A 24,741-nucleotide genomic window follows, 5' to 3' on the forward strand; every position below is an offset into this window, starting at 1 on the left:
TATCCGCTACGCCTTGCCTACCATTACTGGAAAACGACCGGTGATACAAGCATCTTCGATGCCGAGTGGATAAAAGCAATCCAAAACATCCTGACCACCTTCCGCGACCAACAGCGCCGTGACGGACGCGGTTCCTACCATTTCCAGCGGGTAACTGAACGCGCACTGGACACGATGACCAACGACGGCTGGGGCAATCCGGTGAAACCGGTCGGACTGATTGCATCTTCTTTCCGCCCTTCCGATGACGCCACCACCTTCCAATTCCTGATACCCTCCAACTTCTTCGCCGTATCTTCGCTGCGTAAGGCAGCCGAGATTCTGACTGAAGTCAATAACCGCCCGGAGCTTGCAAAAGAATGTACCGACCTGGCCGGAGAAGTAGAAACCGCCCTACGAAAATACGCTACCTACAACCATCCCAAATACGGCACCATCTATGCCTTCGAGGTAGACGGTTTCGGCAACCACCTTCTGATGGACGACGCCAATGTACCGAGCCTTATCGCACTGCCCTATCTGGGCGATGTGGACATCAACGATCCTATTTACCAGAACACCCGTCGTTTCGTATGGAGCGAGGATAACCCATACTTCTTCAAAGGTACGGCAGGCGAAGGCATTGGAGGTCCGCACATCGGCTACGACATGATTTGGCCGATGAGCATCATGATGAAAGCCTTCACAAGCCAGAACGATGAAGAGATTAAAACTTGCGTGAAGATGTTGATGGATACAGAAGCCGGAACCGGCTTTATGCACGAGTCTTTCCACAAAGACAATCCCGCCAAGTTCACCCGCGCCTGGTTTGCATGGCAAAACACATTGTTTGGCGAACTCATTCTAAAACTGGTGAACGAGGGCAAGCTAGACTTGCTGAACAGCATACAGTAAAAAAACATTTATCCCCCCTGGATTCTGTGGATGAATGTAATAATCAACCACTCCAGGGGGAATATTATCACTCCTCCCTCCCATCATCTTCCGGTAAGTAGTAACGTTCACAAAATAGACGGGAAGTTAACAAAAAAAGTTTCAGAAGTTAATACTAAAACAAGAAAGAGTTAAGAAAGAGCTTTATCCCAAACTTTGGTTTTTCCAAACCAAGCCTGGGGATAGAGAAACCAAGTCTTGGTTTAGATATCCGCAAAGCTGGGAAAGAAGTTTCCCACCCAAGACACCATTCCACCAACAAGCGACTTTCAAACCAAAGACCGTCATCCTCAACCGAATCTTTTCAAAAGAGACTACACGAATCCCCCACCAGCAAAGCGTTTCAAAAGCAGCTTCATTATCAAATGAATAAGCTATCAACAAGGTGTTGAAAACTTCTTCCTAAGATTTTAGTTAAAAGATTGTGGGGAATTGTGGGGAAATGTGTATTTTTACCGTCGCTTATTATAATAAGGTGAGAAATGATACAATTTTTAGGTAATATCGAGGCTAAGGCGGATGCAAAAGGAAGAGTTTTCATCCCGGCCACCTTCCGGAAACAGCTGCAAGCCGCTTCTGAAGAAAGACTCGTGTTGCGTAAGGACGTGTATCAGGATTGCCTGGTGCTCTACCCGGAAAGTGTATGGTTTGCCACTCAAAACCAACTTCGCTGCCGGCTGAATAAATGGAACGCCAAACAACAAATGATTTTCCGCCAGTTCGTAAGTGACGCGGAAGTCATGACCCCTGACGGGAACGGACGCATCCTGCTCCCAAAACGTTACCTGCAAATGGCGGGTATACAAAGTGATGTCCGCTTCATTGGTGTGGACAACACAATAGAAATCTGGGCTAAGGAACGTGCCGACCAACCATTCATGAACCCCGACGAGTTCAGCGAGGCTCTTGAAGAACTGCTGGGAGACGAAAATATTTGTTGTAACGAAAATAAGCTATAAACAACAGATGATGAAAGAAGAAACAACATATCACATCCCCGTATTGCTGATGCCGAGCGTAGATGCAATGAACATCCGTCCGGACGGCACGTATGTAGACGTAACGTTTGGTGGAGGAGGACATTCGCGCGAGATACTGTCCCGCCTGGAAGACGGCGGCCGGCTGCTGAGCTTCGACCAGGACGAGGATGCGGAACGTAACATTGTGAACAACCCGCATTTTACATTCGTACGCAGCAACTTCCGCTACCTGCACAACTTCCTACGCTATCACGGCATCGAAAAAGTGGATGCCATACTTGCCGACCTCGGCGTATCTTCCCATCACTTTGATGACAGCGAACGGGGATTCTCCTTCCGCTTCGACGGGGCACTGGATATGCGTATGAACAAGCGTGCCGGCCTGACCGCTGCCGACATCGTGAATACCTACGAAGAAGAAAAGCTGGCCGATATTTTTTATCTGTACGGCGAACTGAAGAACAGCCGGAAACTGGCATCTGTCATCGTTAAGGCACGGGCTACGCAGAGAATTGCCACCATCGGCGAATTTCTGGAAATCGTCAAGCCACTCTTCGGCCGCGAACGCGAGAAGAAAGAACTGGCAAAAGTATTCCAAGCATTGCGCATTGAGGTAAACCAGGAAATGGAAGCACTGAAAGAAATGCTGTATGCGGCAACAGAAGCGCTAAAGCCGGGAGGCCGCCTGGTGGTGATAACCTATCACTCCCTGGAAGACCGTATGGTGAAGAATATCATGAAAACCGGCAACGTGGAAGGCAAGGCCGAAAAAGATTTTTTCGGGAACGTATTGACCCCGTTCCGGCTAGTCAACAACAAAGTGATTGTACCGGACGAGGAAGAGATAGAGCGCAATCCGCGTTCGCGCAGCGCCAAGCTGAGAATTGCAGAAAGAGTAATGAATGATTAGTGACTAGCAATGGAAAAGAAGCAAGAAGAAAAGAATACGGAAAAGGTGAAAAAACGCACCTCACTGAAGAACATCATCGGAGGCGACATTCTGGCCACAGACTTCTTCCGCCGCCAAGCCGGATTGTTGTTCCTTATCATGGTGCTTATCATTATTTACATCAACAACCGTTACGAATGCCAACTGCAACTGATAGAGATAGACAATCTTAAAAAAGAGCTGATAGACATCAAGTACGATGCCCTGACACGCAGTTCGGAATTGATGGAGCGGAGCCGCCAATCACGCATCGAGGAATACATCGCCACCAAAGAAAGCGATTTGCAGACTTCCACTAATCCACCGTACTTACTAAAATAATGGAGAATTGAGGATTAAAGTAATTTCAATAGTACATCGTAAATCGTTAAATCGTAAATAACATTGGCTGTAAATAAAAAAAACATAATGACCCGTTACTTCTTCGTCGTCCTACTCATGGGGTTGGTGGGGATAGCTATTGTTGTGAAAGGCGCCATGATTATGTTTGCCGAGCGACAGTACTGGCACGATGTAGCCGACCGCTTCGTAAAAGAGAATGTAACGGTGAAGCCCAACCGGGGAAATATCCTGTCCTCGGATGGCAAACTGATGGCAAGTTCGCTGCCGGAATATAAAATATATATGGACTTCATGTCCGGCGAAAGGGACGAGAAGCGCCGCAAAAAGGACCAGCAGCGCAAGGATTCTATCTGGAAAGCCAATTTCGATTCCATCTGTATCGGGCTTCATCAGATTTTTCCGGACATCAGTGCCGCCACCTTCAAAAGCCATCTGCGCAAGGGGCGGGAGATGAAGAGCCGGAACTACAACATTCTTCCCAACCGCAACCGGCGCATCTCTTACATTCAGTATAAGGAAGCCAAGCGGTTACCCGTATTCAAGATGAACAAGTACAGAGGCGGGTTCCACGAACAGATATACAACCAGCGTAAAAAGCCGTTCGGTTCTTTGGCAGCCCAAACCCTGGGCCGTCTCTATGCCGATACAGCCATGGGAGCCCGTAACGGCATTGAACTGGCCTTCGACACCCTGCTGAAAGGACGGAACGGTATTACCCACCGTCAGAAGGTGATGAATAAATACCTGAATATCGTAGACCTTCCCCCGGTAGACGGTTGTGACATCATATCCACCCTCGACGTAGGCATGCAGGACATCTGCGAAAAAGCCCTGGTAGACAAGTTGAAGGAAATCAATGCCAATGTCGGGGTAGCCGTACTGATGGAAGTGGCTACCGGAGAAGTAAAGGCCATTGTCAACATGATGAAAGCCGGAGACGGCAATTACTACGAAATGAACAGTAATGCCATCAGCGATATGTTGGAACCGGGCTCCACCTTCAAGACAGCCTCCATTATGGTTGCACTGGAAGATGGCAAGATAACCCCGGATACCGAGGTAGACACGGGCAACGGTATTATGAATATGTACGGCAGCAAGATGAGAGACCACAACTGGCACCGGGGAGGTTATGGAAAGATAGATGTGACACGTATTCTGGAAGTTTCTTCCAATGTGGGCGTCTCCTACCTCATCGACAAGCACTACAAGGATAATCCGCAGAAGTTCGTGGACGGTTTGAAGCGCATGAGCATCGACCAGCCGCTTCATCTGCAAATACCCGGTGAAGGGAAGCCCAACATCAAAGGACCCAAAGAGCGTTATTTTGCCAAAACGACTTTGCCGTGGATGAGTATCGGCTACGAGACTCAGGTACCTCCTATGAACATACTGACCTTCTACAATGCCATAGCCAACAACGGGGTCATGGTACGCCCCAAGTTTGTGAAAGCAGCGGTAAAGGACGGTGAGGTAGTGAAAGAATATCCTACGGAAGTAATCAATCCCAAGATATGTTCCGACCATACCCTGACACAGATCCGCGAAATCCTTCGGAAAGTGGTATCGCAAGGTCTGGCAAAACCCGCCGGCAGCAAGCAATTCTCCGTATCGGGCAAGACGGGTACGGCACAGATTTCACAAGGAGCCGCCGGATATAAGTCGGGACGGGTGAATTACCTTGTAAGTTTCTGCGGATATTTCCCCTCGGAAGCACCCAAATACAGTTGCATCGTTTCCATTCAGAAGCCTGGGTTACCAGCTTCAGGCGGTCTGATGGCAGGTAGTGTCTTTGGGAAAATAGCAGAAAGAGTTTATGCCAAAGACCTGCGTTTTGACATACGCAGTGCCATAGACAGTACCACCAATGTGATTCCTCCCGTGAAAGCCGGAGAGATGAACGAAGCACTCCTTGTACTGAATGATTTGAAAGTGCCCGTTCAGAAACAGTTCGCCGGACAAAAGAAAAAGGAACAGTGGGGGCATACACAAGCAGCTCCGTCGGCAGTCATCCTGCAAGACCAGGAACCGGCCTCGGGCACCGTGCCCAGCGTGGTAGGTATGGGAGCGAAAGATGCTGTCTACCTTTTAGAGAGTAAAGGACTGAAAGTAAGGCTAAACGGCGTAGGACGGGTGAGGAACCAGTCCATAGCAAGCGGTAGCCGGATAGTGAAAGGACAAACCATAGCCCTGACACTACGTTAACATGAGAATAAACAAGATTTGGATATACACTATATATAATAAGGTATGAGATTAAGTGATTTGTTGCAAACAATACAGCCGGTCCGGATTACCGGAAGTACAAGCATGGAGATAACGGGGGTGAATATAGATTCCCGCCTGATAGGAACCGGACATCTGTTCATGGCCATGCGTGGTACGCAGACCGACGGGCATGCCTATATTCCGGCTGCCATCGATAAAGGGGCTGTTGCAGTATTGTGTGAAGAATTGCCGGAAGAGCTTAAGGCCGGCATCACCTACATTCAGGTGAAAGACAGTGAAGATGCCGTAGGGAAAGTGGCTACCACTTTCTATGGCGACCCTACATCCAAGATGGAACTCATCGGCGTGACCGGAACCAACGGAAAAACAACCGTTGCCACCTTATTATATAATACTTTCCGCTATTTCGGCTACAAGGTCGGACTGGTTTCCACTGTATGCAATTACATCGACGACCTGCCCGTACCGACCGAACACACCACCCCGGACCCGATAACCCTGAACCGCCTGCTCGGAGAAATGGCAGATTCCGGCTGCAAGTATGCCTTCATGGAAGTCAGTTCCCATTCCATTGCCCAAAAGCGCATCAGCGGTCTGAAGTTTGCCGGCGGTATTTTCACTAATCTGACCCGCGACCATCTGGATTATCATAAAACGGTGGAGAACTACCTCAAAGCCAAGAAAAAGTTCTTCGACGAACTGCCAAAAGGAGCTTTCAGCCTGACCAACCTGGATGACAAGAACGGACTTGTGATGACGCAGAATACCCGTTCGAAGGTATACACCTACTCTTTGCGTAGTCTTAGCGACTTCAAAGGCAAAGTCTTGGAGTCTCATTTCGAGGGAATGTTGCTCGACTTCAACAATCACGAACTGGCAGTACGTTTCATCGGAAAGTTCAATGCCTACAACCTGCTGGCGGTATTCGGTACTGCCATATTGCTTGGCAAGAAAGAAGAGGATGTACTGGTTGCCCTCAGCACGCTGCATCCGGTAACCGGCCGCTTCGATGCCATCCGTTCACCGAAAGGCTACACCGCCATTGTGGACTATGCGCATACTCCAGACGCCCTGGTCAATGTATTGAACGCCATTCACGGAGTGCTGGAAGGAAAAGGGAAAGTGATTACCGTTGTGGGCGCCGGCGGCAACCGCGACAAAGGCAAGCGTCCCATCATGGCCAAAGAATCCGCCCGCTTGAGCGACCGGGTCATCATCACCTCCGATAACCCGCGCTTTGAAGAGCCGCAGGACATCATCAACGACATGCTGGCGGGACTGGATAAAGACGACATGCAGAAAACCATCAGCATCACCGACCGCCGCGAAGCCATCAAGACAGCCTGCATGCTGGCACAGCCGGGAGACGTGATTCTCGTTGCAGGCAAGGGGCATGAGAATTATCAGGAGATTAAAGGCGTGAAACACCATTTTGACGACAAAGAGATATTAAATGAGATAATGTGCTAATATGCCAATGTGCTAATCGCCATGCGTCATGTAGGATATTCATTCCTTTACCAGCAGATATACCAGACTATCAATTAGCATATTGGCACATTAGCACATTAAACAATTAAATAATTAACATCATGTTATACTATTTATTTCAATGGTTAGACAAATATGACTTCCCCGGTGCGGGCATGTTTGGCTATACATCCTTCCGTTCGTTGATGGCAATCATTCTGGCATTGCTCATTTCGAGTATCTGGGGAGATAAGTTCATCAATCTACTGAAACGCAAGCAGATTACTGAAACGCAACGTGATGCCAGCATCGACCCGTTCGGCGTAAACAAGGTGGGAGTACCCAGCATGGGCGGTGTCATCATTATTTTTGCCATACTCATTCCTTGCCTACTACTGGGCAAATTGAGCAATATTTATATGATATTGATGCTGATTACCACAATCTGGCTGGGGTCGCTGGGCTTTGCCGACGACTACATCAAGATATTCAAGAAGGACAAGGAAGGCCTGCACGGTAAGTTCAAAATCATCGGTCAGGTAGGCTTGGGACTTATCGTCGGACTGACTCTCTACCTCAGTCCGCAGGTGGTTATCCGCGAGAACATAGAAATAGAGAAACCGGACGGACAGATAGAAGTGGTGCATGCCGCCAAGGAAATCAAGGCAACACAGACCACCATCCCATTCTTCAAGAGCAACAACTTCGACTATGCCGACCTAGTGGGCTTCATGGGTGAACATGCCCAGACAGCAGGTTGGATACTGTTTGTGATTATCACGATTTTCGTAGTTACCGCCGTCAGCAACGGAGCCAACCTAAATGACGGAATGGACGGAATGGCGGCAGGGAACTCTGCCATTATCGGACTGACCTTGGGAATACTCGCCTACGTATCGAGCCACATTGAATATGCCGGCTACCTGAATATCATGTACATTCCCGGCTCGGAAGAACTGGTAATCTTTATCTGTGCCTTCATCGGTGCACTTATCGGCTTCTTGTGGTACAATGCCTATCCGGCCCAGGTATTCATGGGCGATACGGGCAGTCTGACCATTGGAGGAATCATCGCAGTATACGCCATCATTATTCACAAGGAACTGCTGATACCCATCCTTTGCGGTATCTTCCTGGTGGAGAACCTTTCGGTCATCCTGCAACGCCTCTACTACAAGGCAGGCAAGCGGAAAGGCGTGAAACAACGTCTCTTCAAAAGAACACCGATACACGACCACTTCCGCACTTCCATGAGCCTGATAGAGCCGGGATGCAGCGTAGTATTCACCAAACCGGACAAGCTGTTCCACGAATCCAAAATCACCATCCGCTTCTGGATTGTGACGATTGTATTGGCAGCGATAACGATTATAACATTAAAGATTAGATAATAATTATTCAATATGCTAATGTGCCAATGTGCTAATTGCCATGCGGCACGACAGCGCAGCTCATTAGCACATTGGCACATTAATCATATTAGTACATTATGAGAATTGTAGTATTAGGAGCTGGCGAAAGCGGCGCAGGCGCTGCCGTACTGGCCAAAGTGAAAGGATTCGACACGTTCGTCTCCGACATGTCCGCCATCAAAGACAAATACAAGGAACTGCTGGATAAATACGGCATTGCCTGGGAAGAGGGACACCACACAGAAGAGTTGATTCTGAATGCTGACGAAGTGGTGAAAAGTCCCGGTATCCCCAACGACGCACCGCTCATTATGAAATTAAAGGAAAAAGGTACGCCCATCATCTCTGAGATAGAGTTTGCGGGACGGTACACTGACGCAAAGATGGTCTGTATCACCGGCTCGAACGGAAAGACTACAACCACCTCGCTCATTTATCACATCTTCAAGAGCGCAGGCCTGAACGTCGGCCTCGCCGGCAACATCGGCAACAGTCTGGCCTTGCAGGTAGCCACGGAGCAGCATGATTACTATGTCATTGAGCTGAGTTCCTTCCAGCTGGACAATATGTATAACTTCCGTGCCAACATTGCCGTACTGATGAACATCACACCAGACCACTTGGACCGTTACGACCACTGTATGCAGAAATATGTGGACGCCAAATTCCGCATCACCCAAAACCAGACACCGGAAGACGCTTTTATCTTCTGGAACGACGACCCCATCATCAAGCGCGAATTAGACAAGCATGGCCTGCGCGCCCATCTCTACCCGTTCGCTGCCGTGAAGGAAGACGGGGCCATCGCATACGTGGAAGACGGTGAAGTGGAAATCAACGAACCGATAGCCTTCAATATGGAGCAAGAGGAGCTGGCGCTGCACGGCACACACAACCTATACAATTCGTTAGCCGCCGGCATCTCGGCCAATTTGGCCGGCATCCGGAAAGAATATATCCGCAAAGCCTTGTCCGACTTCAAGGGAGTGGAACACCGGTTGGAGAAAGTAGCCACCGTACGCGGCGTGAGCTTCATCAACGATTCCAAGGCTACGAACGTAAACTCCTGCTGGTATGCCCTACAAAGCATGACCGGCAAAACCGTACTTATCCTCGGCGGTAAAGACAAAGGAAACGATTACACGGAAATCGAAGACCTCGTACGCGAAAAGTGCTCTGCCCTGGTCTATTTGGGTTTGCACAACGAAAAGTTGCACGCCTTCTTCGACCGTCTGGGACTGCCCGTAGCCGACGTGCAGACCGGCATGCAGGATGCCGTAGAAGCAGCCTTCAAGCTGGCAAAGAAAGGTGAAACCGTGTTGCTCAGTCCTTGCTGTGCCTCCTTCGACCTCTTCAAGAGCTATGAGGACCGCGGCAATCAGTTCAAAGCATGTGTCAGAACACTATAAGATACGGATGCCGCAACAGTCCTATTACGCATCCCGTAACAAGAATGGCAACTTTTAATTCTTTAATTATTAATTTTTAATTTGCGAAGCATTGGATTTATTAAAGAGCATATTCAAAGGCGATAAAGTGATTTGGATTATTTTCCTTTTCCTTTGCCTCATCTCCATCACAGAGGTATTCAGTGCTGCCAGTACGCTGACCTACAAGAGTGGCGACCACTGGGGACCGATTACGCAGCACAGCATCCTCCTGATGGTAGGCGCCGTCATTGTAGTACTGGTACACAACATCCCCTATAAATGGTTTCAGGTGTTCCCGGTATTCCTGCTTCCGATATCCATCGGACTGCTGGCTTTTGTGATGCTGATGGGATTCATTACCGGCGACCGCGTAAACGGCGCAGCCCGCTGGATGACCTTCATGGGCATTCAGTTCCAGCCGTCAGAAATAGCGAAGATGGCCGTTGTCATCGTTACCGCCTTTATCCTCTCGAAAGGGCAGGATGAAGACGGTGCAAGTCCGAAAGCCTTTAAGCGCATCATGATTATTACCTGCATTGTCTGTGGCCTTATCCTGCCAGAAAACTACTCGACGGGAATGCTGCTCTTCGGAACGGTCTACCTGATGATGTTCATCGGACGGGTATCTGCCAGGAAACTGCTGATACTGGGAGGAGGAATTGTGGCATTCGTAACAGTCTTTGTCGCCTTCCTGCTGGCCACGCCAGACAAGACATTGGAAAATATACCGATGGGGCACCGCTTCACCACTGTAAAATCCCGTATTGCAGACTTTACCAACAAGGAGGAAGTTCCTGCCGCCAAATTCGACATCGACGGCGACGGGCAAGTGGCACATGCCCGTATTGCCGTAGCTACGAGCAACGTTGTAGGCAAGGGTCCGGGAAACTCCGTACAGCGTGACTTTCTGAGCCAGGCATTCTCCGATTTCATCTATGCCATCATCATCGAGGAACTGGGACTGGTAGGCGGAATAGTCGTTGTGTTCCTTTATGTCTGCCTATTGGTGCGAGTGGGCCGTATCGCCAAAAAATGCGACCGCACTTTCCCCGCTTTCCTCATTACCGGAATAGCCTTGCTGCTCGTCACGCAGGCGCTGTTCAACATGATGGTTGCCGTAGGTCTGGCACCCGTCACGGGACAACCGCTTCCACTCATCAGCAAGGGTGGTACATCCACTTTCATCAACTGTGCCTACATCGGCATGATACTGAGTGTCAGCCGCTATACAGCCAAGCTGGAGGAACAGCGGATGCATGATGCGCAAGTGCCGATGCTGATAGATGCCGGAAATGCCGAGCACCCGGAACAACCTGCCGACAGCGAAGCACAGACAGCCGCTGAGCCGACAGCAAAGGTACTGAACAGTGATGCGGAGTTTGAATAACAGCCTCTCCCCCAACCCCTCCCCCGTAGGGAGGGGAGAAAAGAATAATTGAGTAATGGAGAGCATGCCAATAATACAAAAATAAAAAAGAACAAGAATATGAGTAAAGAGGCGAACAACTATACAACCAAAAGTAACTCTACCCCTCTCCCTACGGGGAAGGGGGTGAGGCTTATCATCAGCGGCGGCGGTACCGGAGGACATATCTTTCCGGCCATCTCCATCGCTAACGCCATAAAAGAGTTGTGTCCCGACGCGGAGATTCTCTTCGTAGGTGCCGAAGGAAGAATGGAAATGCAGCGTGTTCCAGATGCCGGTTACCGGATTATAGGTTTACCCGTTGCCGGATTCGACCGCAAACATCTGTGGAAGAACTTCTCCGTACTGCTGAAACTGATACGAAGCCAGTGGAAAGCACGGAGCATCATCAAGGAGTTCCGCCCGCAAGTAGCCGTCGGTGTAGGTGGCTATGCCAGTGGTCCTACGCTGAAAATGGCGGGCATGATGGGTATTCCCACGCTGATACAGGAACAGAATTCCTACGCCGGTGTCACCAACAAGCTGCTGGCACAGAAGGCATGCAAGATTTGCGTGGCCTACGAAGGCATGGAAAAGTTCTTCCCGGCAGAAAAGATAATCATGACAGGTAATCCGGTGCGCCAGAACCTGCTCGGACATTCCATCCTGCACGCAGACGCCGTAAAGTACTTCGGATTGAACCCGGAAAAGAAGACTATCCTCATTCTGGGCGGTAGTCTTGGAGCGCGTACCATCAACCAGACACTGACCGCCGGCCTGGATATCATTCGTACCCACCCCGACGTACAGTTTATCTGGCAGACTGGCAAGATATACATTGACCAAGTCAGAGAAGCCATTACAGCCACTACGGGAGAAGCCGTACGTAACCCGCATATCAGTGCCATTCCGAATCTGTATGTGACGGACTTCATTAAGGATATGGCAAACGCCTATGCCGCTGCCGATCTGGTGATTTCACGTGCCGGAGCCGGTTCCATCTCCGAGTTCTGCCTGCTGCACAAGCCGGTCATCCTGGTTCCCTCACCCAATGTGGCCGAAGACCATCAGACCAAGAATGCGCTGGCGCTGGTGGATAAGGATGCAGCTATCTATGTGAAGGATGTGGAAGCGAAAGAGAAGCTGCTGCCGGTGGCGTTGGAGACAATCGCTAACCCCGAGAAGCTGCAAGACTTGAGCAAGAATATCGCCAAGCTAGCGTTGCCGGACTCGGCGACAATTATTGCGAAGGAGGTATTGAAGAGCCTCTCCCCTTGTCCCTCCCCCGTAGGGAGGGGGGAATAGATAGTACTGCTATCGTTCTTTTTATAATATCATACTTTTGGAAGAAGAGTTTGAAGAAAAAATTTGAATATGAATAAAAATATAAGCAATAGTAACTCATCTCCCCTCCCTACGGGGGAGGGGCAGGGGGTGAGGCTTGAAGCCATTCGCTCCGTTTATTTCGTCGGTGCCGGCGGCATCGGCATGAGCGCTCTGATACGCTATTTCCTCTCTAAAGGAAAGACAGTAGCGGGCTACGACCGTACGTCGAGCGAACTGACAGAACGTCTGATTACGGAAGGAGCACAGATACACTACGAAGAGGATATCAACCTTATTCCGGAGGAGTGCAAAGACAAGGCAAGCACGCTCGTGGTCTATACCCCCGCCGTGCCGCAAGAGCATGCAGAACTGACCTATTTCCGTGAAAACGGTTTCGACATACATAAGCGCTCCCAAGTATTGGGCATCATCACCCGCAGCAGTAAAGGTCTGTGCGTGGCAGGTACGCATGGCAAGACTACCACCAGCACCATGGCTGCCCACCTGCTGCACCAGTCACACGTGGGCTGCACCGCCTTCCTCGGAGGCATTTCGAAGAACTACGGTACGAATCTGCTGCTTTCCGCCACCAGCCCTTATACCGTTATCGAAGCGGATGAGTTCGACCGCTCCTTCCACTGGCTATCGCCCTGGATGAGTGTCATTACTGCCACCGACCCCGACCACCTGGATATATACGGCACCAAAGAAGCCTATCTCGAAAGCTTCCGCCACTACACCACGCTTATCCAGCCGGGCGGCGCCTTGATTCTGCACAAAGGACTGGAAATGCAAGCCGACGTACAACCGGGCGTCACCACCTATACCTACTCGCGCAACGAAGGCGACTTCCATGCCGAGAATATCCGCATCGGAAACGGTGAAATCTTCATCGACTTCGTGGCGCCTGACACCCGCATCAACGATATTCAGTTGGGTGTTCCCGTCAGCATCAACATCGAGAATGGTGTTGCCGCCATGGCACTCGCCCATCTCAGCGGTGCCACCGACGAAGAAATCAAGCAAGGCATGGCAAGCTTCCGCGGAGTGGACCGCCGTTTCGACTTCAAGCTGAAGAATGACCGGATTGTATTTCTCAGCGACTATGCCCACCATCCGGCGGAAATAGCCCAAAGCGTGAAGTCCGTCCGCGAGTTGTACCAAGACAAGAAGATAACCGTCATCTTCCAGCCCCACTTGTACACCCGTACTCGCGACTTCTACCGTGACTTTGCAGACAGCCTTTCCCTATCCGACGAGGTGATTCTGACAGAGATATACCCTGCCCGCGAGCAACCGATTCCCGGCGTGACGAGTCAGCTGATTTATGACAACCTCCGCCCCGGCATCGAGAAATGCATCTGTAGGAAAGAAGACGTCCTCAGCCTCCTCGCCCAAAAGCACACCGAAGTATTGGTAGTGCTGGGAGCCGGAGACCTGGACAACTATGCGCCCCAAATCACCCAACTATTATCAGAAAAATATCATGGTTAAAAGGATTCTACTTTCTATCGTTCTGTTGCTTGTCATTGCTTACCTGGTAGTGGCTGTCACAGCTTTCAACCGCAAGCCCACCTCGCAGGTGTGCCAAGACGTGGAACTGGTGATAAAAGACACGGTATATGCCGGCTTCATCACGAAGAAGGAAGTAGCTACCCTGCTGGAAAAGAAAGGCATCAGCCCCATTGGGAAAGACCTGGAACGCGTGCGTACCAAGACCTTGGAGCGCGAACTTGCCAAGCATCCCCTCATCGACCAGGTGGAGTGCTACAAAACCCCGAGCGGCAAGCTCTGCATCGAAGTGACCCAGCGCACCCCCATCCTGCGCGTGATGAGCGCCAACGGCGAAAACTACTATCTGGACAACAAAGGTACCGTGATGCCCCCCGATGCAAAGTGCGTTGCACACCTCGCCGTTGTAACCGGAAATGTAGAAAAGTCGTTTGCCATGAGGGATTTATATAAGTTTGGTGTATTTTTGCAAAAGAATTCTTTTTGGAATGCACAGATAGAGCAAATTCACGTATTGCCCGGCAAGAACATCGAGTTAGTGCCCCGTGTCGGCGACCATCTTATCTATTTAGGCAAGATTGCCGGATTCGAGAAGAAGCTGAAACGTGTAAAGGCATTCTACGAAAGAGGATTGAACCAGGTGGGTTGGAACAAATACTCCCGTATCAGCGTTGAATTTGATAATCAAATCATCTGCACAAAGAGAGAGTAGAGAAAGGGATTTACTAATAGTCCTTCTTTATCAAAGCGCAGCAAATAGTAAATTGTAAATAGTAAAATAGTAAATAAATAGATATGGCAACAACAGATTTCATCGCCGCTATCGAGTTGAGTTCTTCCAAGATTTCCGGTATCGCAGGAAAGAAGAGCAGTGACGGAAGTATCCAGGTGTTGGCTTATGCACGCGAAGATGCATCCCCGTTTATACACAAAGGGGCCATCTACAACATTGACAAGGCCGCACAAGCGCTGACTTCCATCATCAACAAGCTGGAAGGCCAGTTGAACAACTCCATCGCCAAAGTATATGTAGGCATCGGCGGACAATCATTGCGCACGGTGAGGAATGCGGTAAGCCGTACGCTGGAGGAAGAGAGCATCATTTCGCAAGAACTGGTAGACGAGATTTGCGACGAGAACCGTGATGTACCCTTGGTAGACATGAGTGTGCTGGATGTAGCCCCGCAAGAATACAAGATAGACAACACGCTGCATGTGGAGCCCGTAGGAGTTGCCGGAAGATACATCACCGGGCAGTTCCTCAACATCGTGGCGCGTGCCTCGCTGAAGAAGAACCTCGAACACAGCTTCGAGCAAGCCAAAGTGGAAATTGCCGACGACCTGCTCGTGGCTCCCACTGCGTTGGCCAAAGCCGTGCTGACCGAAAACGAGATGCGTTCAGGCTGTGCACTGGTGGACTTCGGTGCCGACACCACCACCGTGCTGGTCTATAAGAACAATATCCTGCGCTACCTCAGCGTACTGCCGCTGGGTGGAAACAACATTACCCACGACATCACTTCCCTGCAAATGGAAGAGGAAGATGCCGAGAAGCTGAAACTGCAATACGGTGATGCCCTCTACGAGGAGGAAGAAGACGCCGAGACCCCTGCCGTATGCACGTCGGAAGACGGCCGTACCTTCGAACTGGCCCTGCTGAACAATATTATCGGAGCACGTGCAGAAGAAATTCTTGCCAACGTATGGAACCAGTTGCAACTTTCCGGCTACGAGGACAAACTTTTCTCCGGTGTTGTATTCACCGGTGGAGGAGCCAATCTGAAGAATCTTGAGAAAGCCTTCCATAGAGTAAGCAAGATTGAAAAGGTAAAGACCGCCAAGTTCGTACAGACCACCGTCCACACACGCAGCGACGAGCCCAAGAAGGACGGCATGCACAACACACTGCTGGGCCTGCTGGCTGCCGGCAACGAGAATTGCTGCCTGCAAGAGGTGAAGCCGGTGCAGCAGCCTGCCTCCAATGTTCCTCCCAAACCGGTCGACATATTCGTTGACGACGAAGCGCTGAAAGAGCAGGAAGCCGCCGCACGCGCCGCCAAGGCACAGCGCGAGAAGGAAGAGAAAGAACGCAAGGAGCGTGAGCGCAAAGAAAGGGAACTGCGCGAAAAGGAAGAAAAGAAGAAGAAAAAGAAAGAAGGCCCCAGCTGGTTCGAAAAGACTTTCAACAAGCTTTCCAACGAAATCTTCTCGGACGACGATATGAAGTAATAATGTGATAATGTGCCAGAAAATTAAGTTATTATGGAAGATATAGTACAATTCGATTTCCCGACCGATTCACCGAAAATCATTAAAGTAATCGGTGTAGGTGGAGGTGGCGGCAATGCCGTGAACCATATGTACCGGGAAGGTATACACGACGTGACGTTCGTACTGTGCAACACAGACAACCAAGCGTTGAAGGACTCTCCCGTGCCCGTGAAGTTACAGCTTGGAAAAGAAGGCCTGGGAGCCGGAAACCGCCCTGCCCGTGCCCGCAAGGCAGCAGAAGAGAGCATCGAAGACATCAAGAATATGCTGAACGACGGCACCAAGATGGTATTCATCACTGCCGGAATGGGCGGTGGTACCGGTACGGGTGCCGCACCCATCATTGCACAAACCGCCAAGGAAATGGACATCCTGACCATCGGCATCGTCACCATCCCTTTCCGCTGGGAGGGCGACAAGAAGATAGACCAGGCACTGGATGGCGTAGAGGAAATCAGCAAGCACGTAGATGCCCTGCTGGTCATCAACAATGAAAAGCTGAGCGAGATATACAGCGAGCTATCCGTAGACGACGCGTTTGACAAGGCCGACGACACCCTTTCGGTAGCCGCCAAGAGTATTGCCGAAATCATCACCCTGCATGGAAAGGTGAACCTCGACTTCAACGACGTGAAAACAGTGCTGAAGGACGGCGGCGTAGCCATCATGAGTACCGGCTACGGCGAAGGTGACAACCGTGTCAGCGAAGCCATCAAGAACGCGCAGCACTCGCCGTTGCTGAACAACAACGACATCTTCAACTCCAAGAAAGTACTCCTCAACATCTCTTACAGTGCACAATACAAGCTGATGATGAGCGAGATGGACGAGGTGAAGGAGTTCATGAACCGTTTCAGCCGCGACTTCGAAACCAAATTCGGTATGGCCATTGACGACAAGCTGGAACAGAAAGTGAAAATCACCCTGCTTGCCACCGGTTTCGGTATCCAGGACATCCACATGAAGGAGATGGACGACCGCATCACCCAGCGTACCGCCGAAGAACAGCAACGCCTTGCCGAGCTGGAGGAGGAAGAGGAACAGAGACGAAACCGCCGCGAAGTGTACTATGGCAAGGATGCCAATGCCCGTTCCCAGCGCAGCCGCCGTCGCCATATCTATCTCTTCAATCCCGAAGACATGGACAACGCCGACATCATCAGCATGGTAGAGAATTCTCCGACCTATCTGCGTGACAAAAGCACGCTGAACAGCATCAAGATGAAGGCAGAGCAGGAAGGGCAGCTCGCCACCGAAGCCGCGCAAGAGGCAGAAGGCGGTGCAGGGGGAGTCATCACCTTCTGATTTTTCCGTTCCCGATATGTAAAACCATCCTCCTCCCCTTCGGGGGAACAGGAGTAAACCTATAACAATATGGATTTATTTGAAAAAGTCAGCGAAGACATTAAAACAGCCATGAAAGCCAAAGACAAAGTGGCTCTCGAAACATTGAGAAACGTAAAGAAAGTATTCCTTGAAGCCAAAACCGCTCCCGGAGCCAACGATACCCTGAGCGATGCAGATGCTTTGAAGATTATCCAAAAACTGACCAAGCAAGGCAAAGACGCCGCTGAAATCTATGTACAGCAAGGTCGCCAGGACTTGGCAGACGATGAGCTGGCACAAGTAAAGGTGCTTGAAACCTATCTGCCCAAGCAGATGAGCGCCGAAGAACTGGAGGCAGCCTTGAAGGAAATCATAGCCGAAGTCGGCGCCACCAGCGGCAAGGACATGGGCAAGGTGATGGGTGTAGCCAGTAAGAAACTTGCCGGACTTGCCGAAGGCCGCGCCATCTCAGCCAAAGTAAAAGAGTTGCTGGGATAAAGAAATACACTTCCCCTATCATATAAGCCGTGCTTCAACAGAGGGACTCAGCGTCCAAAGTCTGTTGAACACGGCTTTTTACATACCAATCCATATCCTCCCCCACAAGAGATTATACACTATCTATCAACGCATTATATTTACCGACCGTTTACCATAAGATGTAAAAGCCGTTACCTAATGATGTAACGACGGTTACCCTATATTGAAACGGTCGTTACCCTATATTGTAACGACCGTTACAGCTTATCGTAACGACCCTTACAGCAGTAAGTAAAACTCCCTACTCCTATAATAAAGGCAGCGCACACTTATTGGGCCGTTACATCGACGATAATCAATCAAAAAGCTCCTTCAATACCTCAAGTGATTTCAATACCGGGAAATCCGGCAGATGCAGACGATAATATTCATTCATAATGTTCAGGCAGCGGGTACGCTCCAACCGGTTCATGGTGAAAAGATGCATCGTTTCATAATTCATGCGCATCAGCTGTGTCAGGCGGGCCGCCTCCTCGGGAGCGATGTAATTGGAATGAAGCTGCGGACGCAAGGGAGTGAAACAAGCATTCTGCAAATCGAAGTAATCTCCGGCATGATAATCCTCCAGGTTGGGATACAAACCGAGAAAACGGGAAAGGCGCATCAGGAAGACCAGATGGAAATTGGCAAACCCCTCCCTGCATTCATCCAGCCAGATGACGGAATGATACAGATAAGCAAACAGCGGACGGTTCTCTGCCTCCTCCCGGACGGCGCGATAAAGGAATTCCGAAAGAAACAAAGCGATGGCAGATTTGTAGGGATCGTAGGGAAGCGTGGCGAAAGGATAAAGAGACTTCGCCTCCTTCACCTTATATATAGTGGCATTAGGACGGAAATCGGCTTCAAGTTCCACCAATGCCAGCGGCTGGAAGAGTACCGGCTTCACCGCCGCCTTGCGCGAACGGGGTATGGACACCATGAAGGAAGCCCTGCCAGCCACCTCCGTATAGATGTCTGCAATGAGAGATGTATCCTTATATTTCAAGGTATGCAGCACAATTCCCAGTGTTTTCTGTAACATTCCCGATTTCTTTATCTGGTTTCAATCTGATAACAAAGCTACAAAAAAAGCCCGAAAGAAGAGAAACAAAAGGAGAAGAATAAAAAAATAAGGTAAGGAGTGTAAAAAAATAAAAGCACATACCACACTGATTTTCAGCAGATAAAATTCCACCCTAAGACAAAAAGCAACAAAAAGCTATATTTTTTCTTGCGAATGTTTTGGTAATTCAAAAATAGTTTCTACCTTTGCATCCGCAAACGAGAAATAAAGGCTCTTTGCAAGAGCGGAAACGCTCACCAAAGGATGGCCCGTTCGTCTATCGGTTAGGACGCAAGATTTTCATTCTTGAAAGGGGGGTTCGATTCCCCCACGGGCTACAAAATAAAAAAATAAACGAATTAAAAAAGATTAGTCGAGATGGCAAATCATAAATCATCACTGAAGAGAATCAGACAAGAAGAAACAAGAAGACTTCACAACAGATATTATGGCAAGACCATGAGAAACGCTGTTCGTAAGCTTCGTGCTACTACAGACAAAGCTGCAGCAACAGCGATGTATCCGGGTATCACAAAACTGTTGGATAAATTGGCTAAGACTAATGTAATCCACAAGAACAAGGCTAACAACCTGAAGTCAAAATTGGCTATCTATATCAACAAGCTGGCTTAAGTTGACTGTTACACAAAAGATATTACAAGGCTGGACTTTTTAGTCCGGCCTTTCTCATTTATACCTCTCTATTTACCTGCTTCCACACAAGTTTCTTTTCTGTGCTAAAAAGCTGTAAACTACCCGAATTTATCCGTTTGTTTAGCACCATATCCCGAGGATTTTCACTATATTTGCTCTGTTATTACAATAAGGAAAAAAGATTATGACTGAAGAACAGATTCACTCCAATAACGGGAGCTATTCTGCCGAAAACATCCAGGTACTGGAAGGTTTGGAAGCAGTGAGAAAGCGTCCCGCGATGTATATTGGCGACATTAGCAGCAAAGGACTTCACCACCTGGTGTACGAGGTTGTGGACAACTCCATCGACGAGGCACTTGCCGGCTATTGCGACCACATCGAAGTCACCATTAACGAGGACAACTCCATCACCGTACAAGACAACGGACGTGGTATCCCGGTAGACTATCACGAAAAGGAAAAGAAATCCGCACTGGAAGTTGTAATGACCGTACTGCATGCCGGAGGTAAGTTCGACAAAGGTTCCTACAAGGTATCGGGAGGTCTGCATGGTGTAGGTGTATCTTGCGTAAACGCCTTGTCTACACACATGACTACCCAGGTTTTCCGTAACGGAAAAATCTATCAGCAGGAATATTCCTGCGGACATCCGCTCTACTCCGTCAAGGAAGTGGGCACAACAGACATTACCGGTACACGCCAGCAGTTCTGGCCGGACGATACCATCTTTACGGAAACAGTCTACAACTATGATATTCTTGCCACCCGCATGCGCGAGTTGGCTTACCTGAACGCAGGCATCAAGATTTCACTGACCGACCTTCGCGTAAAGGACGAAGAGGGAAATGCCAAGAAGGAAATCTTCTACTCGGAAGAAGGCCTGAAGGAATTTGTGCGCTACGTAGACTCCTCACGCGAGCACTTCATGAACGATGTAATCTACATCAACACCGAGAAGCAAGGCACACCGGTGGAAGTAGCCATCATGTACAACACTTCTTATAACGAAAATGTGCACTCTTACGTAAACAACATCAATACCATTGAAGGGGGTACCCACTTGGCAGGTTTCCGCCGTGCACTGACCCGTACGTTGAAAAAATACGCCGAAGACAACAAGATGCTGGAGAAAGCCAAGGTAGAGATTGCAGGAGACGACTTCCGTGAAGGACTGACTGCCGTTATCTCCATCAAGGTGGCAGAGCCTCAGTTCGAAGGACAGACCAAGACAAAGCTGGGTAACAACGAAGTGATGGGCGCCGTAGACCAGGCTGTGGGCGAGGCCCTCACCTACTACTTGGAGGAACACCCGAAGGAAGCCAAGCTGATTGTAGACAAGGTGATTCTTGCCGCCCAGGCACGTATCGCCGCACGTAAGGCACGCGAATCCGTACAACGCAAATCGCCGATGTCCGGCGGTGGCATGCCCGGTAAGTTGGCCGACTGCTCCAGCAAGGACCCGGAAGAATGCGAATTGTTCCTCGTCGAGGGTGACTCGGCAGGCGGTTCAGCAAAGCAAGGCCGTAACCGTGCGTTCCAAGCTATCCTGCCGCTTCGCGGTAAGATTCTGAATGTGGAAAAGGCCATGTGGCACAAGGCATTCGAGAGCGACGAAGTAAACAATATCATCCAGGCGCTGGGCATCCGTTTCGGCGTGGACGGTGAAGACAGCAAAGAAGCGAACATTGACAAGTTGCGTTACAAGAAGATTATCATCATGACCGATGCCGACGTCGATGGTTCTCACATCGACACGCTGATTATGACGCTTTTCTTCCGTTACTTCCCACAAGTCATCCAGCAGGGTTGCTTGTACATCGCCACTCCTCCCCTTTACCTTTGCACCAAAGGCAAGGCGAAAGAGTATTGCTGGACAGACCAGCAGCGCCAGAAGTTCATCGACACTTACGGCGGCGGTTCGGAAAACGCAGTACACACCCAACGCTACAAAGGTTTGGGTGAAATGAACCCGGAACAGTTGTGGGAAACCACCATGAATCCGGAAAACCGCATGCTGAAGCAGGTGCATCTTGAAAATGCGGCCGAAGCCGACTATATCTTCTCCATGCTGATGGGCGAAGACGTGGGCCCGCGCCGCGATTTCATCGAAAAGAATGCAACGTATGCAAATATTGACGCTTAATTAATTTAATAACCAACCTCACATCTTACAACGAGGAAGCCCCGGACGGGCAGGATAATCCTGCTGACCGGGGCTTTTCCTTTATCCCTCTTCTCTTCCAAAGAAGAGACCCGTCTCCATACAGAAGAACTATAGGATTCCTTGTTTCTTCATCTCTTCCACTACCAATTCCAACTCTGCATACCAGTCCTCACCAAACTTACGGATAAGCGGCTCTTTCAGGAACTTGTACACGGGCAGATTTTCCTTTTGTCCCAACAACATAGCGGCTTTGCAGACATCCCAACGATGATAGTTCACTGCCTTATAGAGTCCGTAGTTCCCCACCCTTATCGGATAGAGATGACAGGATATGGGTTTGTAGAAGTTGGTCCTACCTTCACGATAAGCCTTTTCGATGGCGCAATAGCAACAGCCTTTATCATCATAGCAGGTAAAGACGCAATCCTTGTTGTTCACAATAGAAGTCACCAGGTCACCTTCACAATCGGTATAGACAACACCTTGCTCCTCTATCACAGCGCGGGCTTCGGGAGAAAGCTCGTCCCAAATCAGCGGAAGTACCTCTTCCAGTTTCTCCACCTCGTCCAGCTCCACGGGAGCACCGGCATCGCCCTCAATGCAGCAAATCCCCTGGCAAACACCCAAGTCACACAAGAACTTCTCGCGCAAGACATCGAAAGAAACCACAACATCACCAATCTGTATCATAATCATTCTATTAAAAAAAGACGCGGATTATCCGGATTGCACAGACTCAACTTTAAGAGCATCCGTGGAATCCGTATAATCCGCGTCTAAATATTGTTACGGCCTTGACGCCTTACTTAATCAAATCCTTACCAGTCATTTCAGCCGGCTGCTCCATACCCAAGATATGCAGAATAGAAGGAGCTACGTCAGCCAATACACCGTTCTCAACCTTGGCGTCCTTGTTTGCAGTAACGTAAACGAAAGGAACGGGATTCAGAGAGTGGGCAGTATTCGGAGTACCATCCTCATTCAGAGCGTGGTCGGCATTACCGTGGTCGGCGATGATGATTACTTCATAATCGTTTGCCTTGGCAGCTTCAACAGTATCTTTCACACATTCGTCGATGGCTTTCACTGCCTTCTCAATAGCTTCGTAGATACCGGTATGTCCCACCATATCACCATTGGCGTAGTTCACCACGATGAAATCGAACTTCTGGGTCTTGATAGCTTCAACCAACTTGTCCTTCACCTCGTACGCACTCATTTCGGGCTTCAAGTCGTAAGTGGCAACCTTCGGAGAAGGAACCAGGATGCGCTCTTCAGCATCGTAAGGAGTCTCGCGGCCACCGTTGAAGAAGAAAGTCACGTGTGCATACTTCTCTGTTTCGGCAATGTGCAGCTGGGTCTTGCCATTGGCAGCAAGGTATTCGCCCAAGGTATTCTGTACGTTCTCCTTATCAAAAAGGATATGCACACCCTTGAAGCTGGCATCGTACGGAGTCATGCAGTAGAACTGCAGGCCCGGAATAGTCTGCATGCCTTGTTCGGGCATATCTTGCTGGGTGAGGACAACGGTCAATTCCTTGGCACGGTCATTGCGGTAGTTGAAGAAGATTACAACATCACCTTCCTTGATGGTACCGTCGAAGCCACCGTTCACAATCGGCTTAATGAATTCATCCGTAACGCCTTCGTCGTAGGACTCCTGCATAGCCTGGACCATATCCGTAGCAACCTTGCCTTCACCGTTTACCAACAAATCGTAGGCAACCTTCACACGTTCCCAACGTTTGTCGCGGTCCATGGCATAGAAACGTCCCACGATGGAAGCAATCTTGCCGGCAGACTTCTCGCAATGAGCAGTCAACTGCTCAATGAAACCTTTACCACTCTTCGGGTCGGTATCACGACCGTCCATAAAACAGTGGATGAAGGTATTCTCGATACCGTATTCCTTGGAAATATCGCAGAGTTTGAACAAATGGTCAAAAGAGCTGTGCACGCCACCGTTGCTGGTCAGTCCCATAAAGTGGATATTCTTGCCGTTTTCCTTTGCATATGAGAAAGCAGAAACAATTTCCTTGTTCTTCAGAATGCTGCCATCGGCACAAGCACGGTTAATCTTCACCAAATCCTGGTAAACGATGCGTCCGGCACCGATATTGAGGTGACCTACTTCAGAATTACCCATCTGTCCGTCGGGCAAACCAACGTTTTCACCGCTTGCTTGAAGCTCGGAATGCGGATAAGTTGCCAACAGACTGTCCCAATACGGAGTAGGTGTATTGAAAATCACATCATCTTTGCCTTGATCGCCGATGCCCCAGCCATCAAGAATCATTAAAAGGGCTTTCTTACTCATAATATTAATCGAATTTAATTGTATAATCTTTTTGTATGATACAAACGTTCTTTTATAGTAGGAACCTGTTTTTTGCGTTGCAAAGGTACAAAAAACAGCCGTTAAAGCGTACTGTTTCAAATGATTTATGTACTTTTGCCACGCTTAAAAAATAAAAAAACAAGAAATATGGACGATTCAAACCCACGAACGTGCAATAGTATTCACCAATAAAACGAACGGAGACGTTGACTGCAATGCCTCTGTTCCAACTAGAAAGGAGGCAAACAATGAGAAAGTATCTCTACAGTGAAAATGGCTTCACTGAAAAGGCCGAATGGCAACCCAACTGCTGGGTCAACGTAGAATGCCCGGACAACGATGATTTCAAATTCCTAACCGAAGAGCTGAAAGTTCCCGAATCATTCCTGGAAGACATAGCCGACGTGGACGA

20 protein-coding genes, 1 tRNA gene and 1 pseudogene are annotated in these 24,741 nt (G+C 49.4%); 19 read left to right on the plus strand and 3 right to left on the minus strand.

Features of this window, described 5'->3' with window-relative positions:
- From ABUA47_RS12415 to ABUA47_RS12485, 15 genes are all read left to right on the plus strand, one after another.
- On the plus strand, positions 1 to 894 hold an 894-nt coding region (locus ABUA47_RS12415; RefSeq protein ID WP_349831639.1), incomplete at its 5' end, for a glycoside hydrolase family 125 protein.
- A gap of 521 nt (positions 895 to 1,415) precedes the next feature.
- Positions 1,416 to 1,892 carry a division/cell wall cluster transcriptional repressor MraZ gene (gene mraZ / locus ABUA47_RS12420; protein ID WP_005830382.1) on the plus strand — a complete coding sequence of 159 codons (477 nt, stop codon included), beginning with the start codon at positions 1,416 to 1,418 and terminating at the stop codon, positions 1,890 to 1,892.
- Between the two features lie 10 nt (positions 1,893 to 1,902).
- A complete protein-coding gene (rsmH, locus tag ABUA47_RS12425) occupies positions 1,903 to 2,823 on the plus strand; it encodes a 16S rRNA (cytosine(1402)-N(4))-methyltransferase RsmH (RefSeq protein WP_008662693.1) in 921 nt (306 codons plus the stop codon).
- Positions 2,824 to 2,832: 9 nt separating this feature from the next.
- A complete protein-coding gene (locus ABUA47_RS12430; RefSeq protein WP_005830386.1) occupies positions 2,833 to 3,183 on the plus strand; it encodes an FtsL-like putative cell division protein in 351 nt (116 codons plus the stop codon).
- Between the two features lie 87 nt (positions 3,184 to 3,270).
- A complete protein-coding gene (locus tag ABUA47_RS12435; protein WP_005830388.1) occupies positions 3,271 to 5,409 on the plus strand; it encodes a penicillin-binding protein in 2,139 nt (712 codons plus the stop codon).
- A 45-nt stretch (positions 5,410 to 5,454) separates the two neighbouring features.
- Complete coding sequence (locus ABUA47_RS12440; RefSeq protein WP_347774472.1) at positions 5,455 to 6,903, plus strand: UDP-N-acetylmuramoyl-L-alanyl-D-glutamate--2,6-diaminopimelate ligase; 1,449 nt, start codon at positions 5,455 to 5,457, stop codon at positions 6,901 to 6,903.
- A 122-nt stretch (positions 6,904 to 7,025) separates the two neighbouring features.
- Positions 7,026 to 8,294: a phospho-N-acetylmuramoyl-pentapeptide-transferase gene (gene mraY, locus ABUA47_RS12445; protein ID WP_005830392.1), complete on the plus strand. Its 1,269-nt coding sequence runs from the start codon at positions 7,026 to 7,028 to the stop codon at positions 8,292 to 8,294.
- Between the two features lie 95 nt (positions 8,295 to 8,389).
- On the plus strand, positions 8,390 to 9,724 hold the full coding sequence (murD, locus tag ABUA47_RS12450) for a UDP-N-acetylmuramoyl-L-alanine--D-glutamate ligase (RefSeq protein ID WP_034525910.1): 1,335 nt from the start codon (positions 8,390 to 8,392) through the stop codon (positions 9,722 to 9,724).
- 91 nt (positions 9,725 to 9,815) lie between these two features.
- On the plus strand, positions 9,816 to 11,132 hold the full coding sequence (locus tag ABUA47_RS12455; RefSeq protein ID WP_005830397.1) for an FtsW/RodA/SpoVE family cell cycle protein: 1,317 nt from the start codon (positions 9,816 to 9,818) through the stop codon (positions 11,130 to 11,132).
- 99 nt (positions 11,133 to 11,231) lie between these two features.
- Positions 11,232 to 12,455, plus strand: coding sequence for an undecaprenyldiphospho-muramoylpentapeptide beta-N-acetylglucosaminyltransferase (gene murG / locus ABUA47_RS12460; protein WP_008662690.1), 1,224 nt, complete (start codon positions 11,232 to 11,234; stop codon positions 12,453 to 12,455).
- Between the two features lie 69 nt (positions 12,456 to 12,524).
- The gene (gene murC / locus ABUA47_RS12465; RefSeq protein ID WP_005830401.1) at positions 12,525 to 13,970 is read left to right on the plus strand and encodes a UDP-N-acetylmuramate--L-alanine ligase; all 1,446 of its coding nucleotides are present in this window, start codon (positions 12,525 to 12,527) and stop codon (positions 13,968 to 13,970) included.
- On the plus strand, positions 13,963 to 14,700 hold the full coding sequence (locus tag ABUA47_RS12470; RefSeq protein ID WP_005830403.1) for a cell division protein FtsQ/DivIB: 738 nt from the start codon (positions 13,963 to 13,965) through the stop codon (positions 14,698 to 14,700). The genes murC and ABUA47_RS12470 overlap by 8 nt, the downstream gene beginning before the upstream one ends.
- 83 nt (positions 14,701 to 14,783) lie before the next feature.
- On the plus strand, positions 14,784 to 16,217 hold the full coding sequence (ftsA, locus tag ABUA47_RS12475; protein WP_008662688.1) for a cell division protein FtsA: 1,434 nt from the start codon (positions 14,784 to 14,786) through the stop codon (positions 16,215 to 16,217).
- Positions 16,218 to 16,250: 33 nt separating this feature from the next.
- Positions 16,251 to 17,564 carry a cell division protein FtsZ gene (gene ftsZ / locus ABUA47_RS12480; RefSeq protein WP_005830408.1) on the plus strand — a complete coding sequence of 438 codons (1,314 nt, stop codon included), beginning with the start codon at positions 16,251 to 16,253 and terminating at the stop codon, positions 17,562 to 17,564.
- Between the two features lie 69 nt (positions 17,565 to 17,633).
- Positions 17,634 to 18,083 carry a GatB/YqeY domain-containing protein gene (locus ABUA47_RS12485; protein ID WP_005830410.1) on the plus strand — a complete coding sequence of 150 codons (450 nt, stop codon included), beginning with the start codon at positions 17,634 to 17,636 and terminating at the stop codon, positions 18,081 to 18,083.
- A 337-nt stretch (positions 18,084 to 18,420) separates the two neighbouring features.
- Here the strand turns inward: ABUA47_RS12485 and recO are convergent, their stop codons facing one another.
- On the minus strand, positions 18,421 to 19,149 hold the full coding sequence (gene recO / locus ABUA47_RS12490) for a DNA repair protein RecO (RefSeq protein WP_005834546.1): 729 nt from the start codon (positions 19,147 to 19,149) through the stop codon (positions 18,421 to 18,423).
- 287 nt (positions 19,150 to 19,436) lie between these two features.
- Between recO and ABUA47_RS12495 the strand changes: the two genes are divergently transcribed.
- The 3 genes from ABUA47_RS12495 to gyrB all read left to right on the plus strand — a co-directional run bounded on the left by ABUA47_RS12495 (position 19,437) and on the right by gyrB (position 21,970).
- A tRNA-Glu gene (locus ABUA47_RS12495) sits at positions 19,437 to 19,508 on the plus strand.
- A 40-nt stretch (positions 19,509 to 19,548) separates the two neighbouring features.
- Positions 19,549 to 19,803 (plus strand): 30S ribosomal protein S20, encoded by a 255-nt coding sequence (gene rpsT, locus ABUA47_RS12500; protein WP_005830420.1) that lies wholly within the window; start codon positions 19,549 to 19,551, stop codon positions 19,801 to 19,803.
- Between the two features lie 205 nt (positions 19,804 to 20,008).
- Positions 20,009 to 21,970 (plus strand): DNA topoisomerase (ATP-hydrolyzing) subunit B, encoded by a 1,962-nt coding sequence (gyrB, locus tag ABUA47_RS12505; protein ID WP_005830422.1) that lies wholly within the window; start codon positions 20,009 to 20,011, stop codon positions 21,968 to 21,970.
- 129 nt (positions 21,971 to 22,099) lie between these two features.
- Here gyrB and ABUA47_RS12510 read toward each other — a convergent pair whose 3' ends face one another.
- Complete coding sequence (locus tag ABUA47_RS12510) at positions 22,100 to 22,681, minus strand: DUF3109 family protein (protein WP_035447733.1); 582 nt, start codon at positions 22,679 to 22,681, stop codon at positions 22,100 to 22,102.
- 112 nt (positions 22,682 to 22,793) lie between these two features.
- Positions 22,794 to 24,308 carry a 2,3-bisphosphoglycerate-independent phosphoglycerate mutase gene (gene gpmI / locus ABUA47_RS12515; protein ID WP_005834542.1) on the minus strand — a complete coding sequence of 505 codons (1,515 nt, stop codon included), beginning with the start codon at positions 24,306 to 24,308 and terminating at the stop codon, positions 22,794 to 22,796.
- A gap of 269 nt (positions 24,309 to 24,577) precedes the next feature.
- On the opposite strand from gpmI, the pseudogene ABUA47_RS12520 reads away from it, so the two are divergent.
- Positions 24,578 to 24,741 (plus strand): annotated as a pseudogene (locus ABUA47_RS12520) (magnesium transporter CorA family protein); the annotation flags it as partial.

The sequence above is a fragment of the Bacteroides sp. RTP31139st1_H2_RTP31139_211217 genome (assembly GCF_040227615.1).
GTDB lineage: Bacteria > Bacteroidota > Bacteroidia > Bacteroidales > Bacteroidaceae > Bacteroides > Bacteroides uniformis.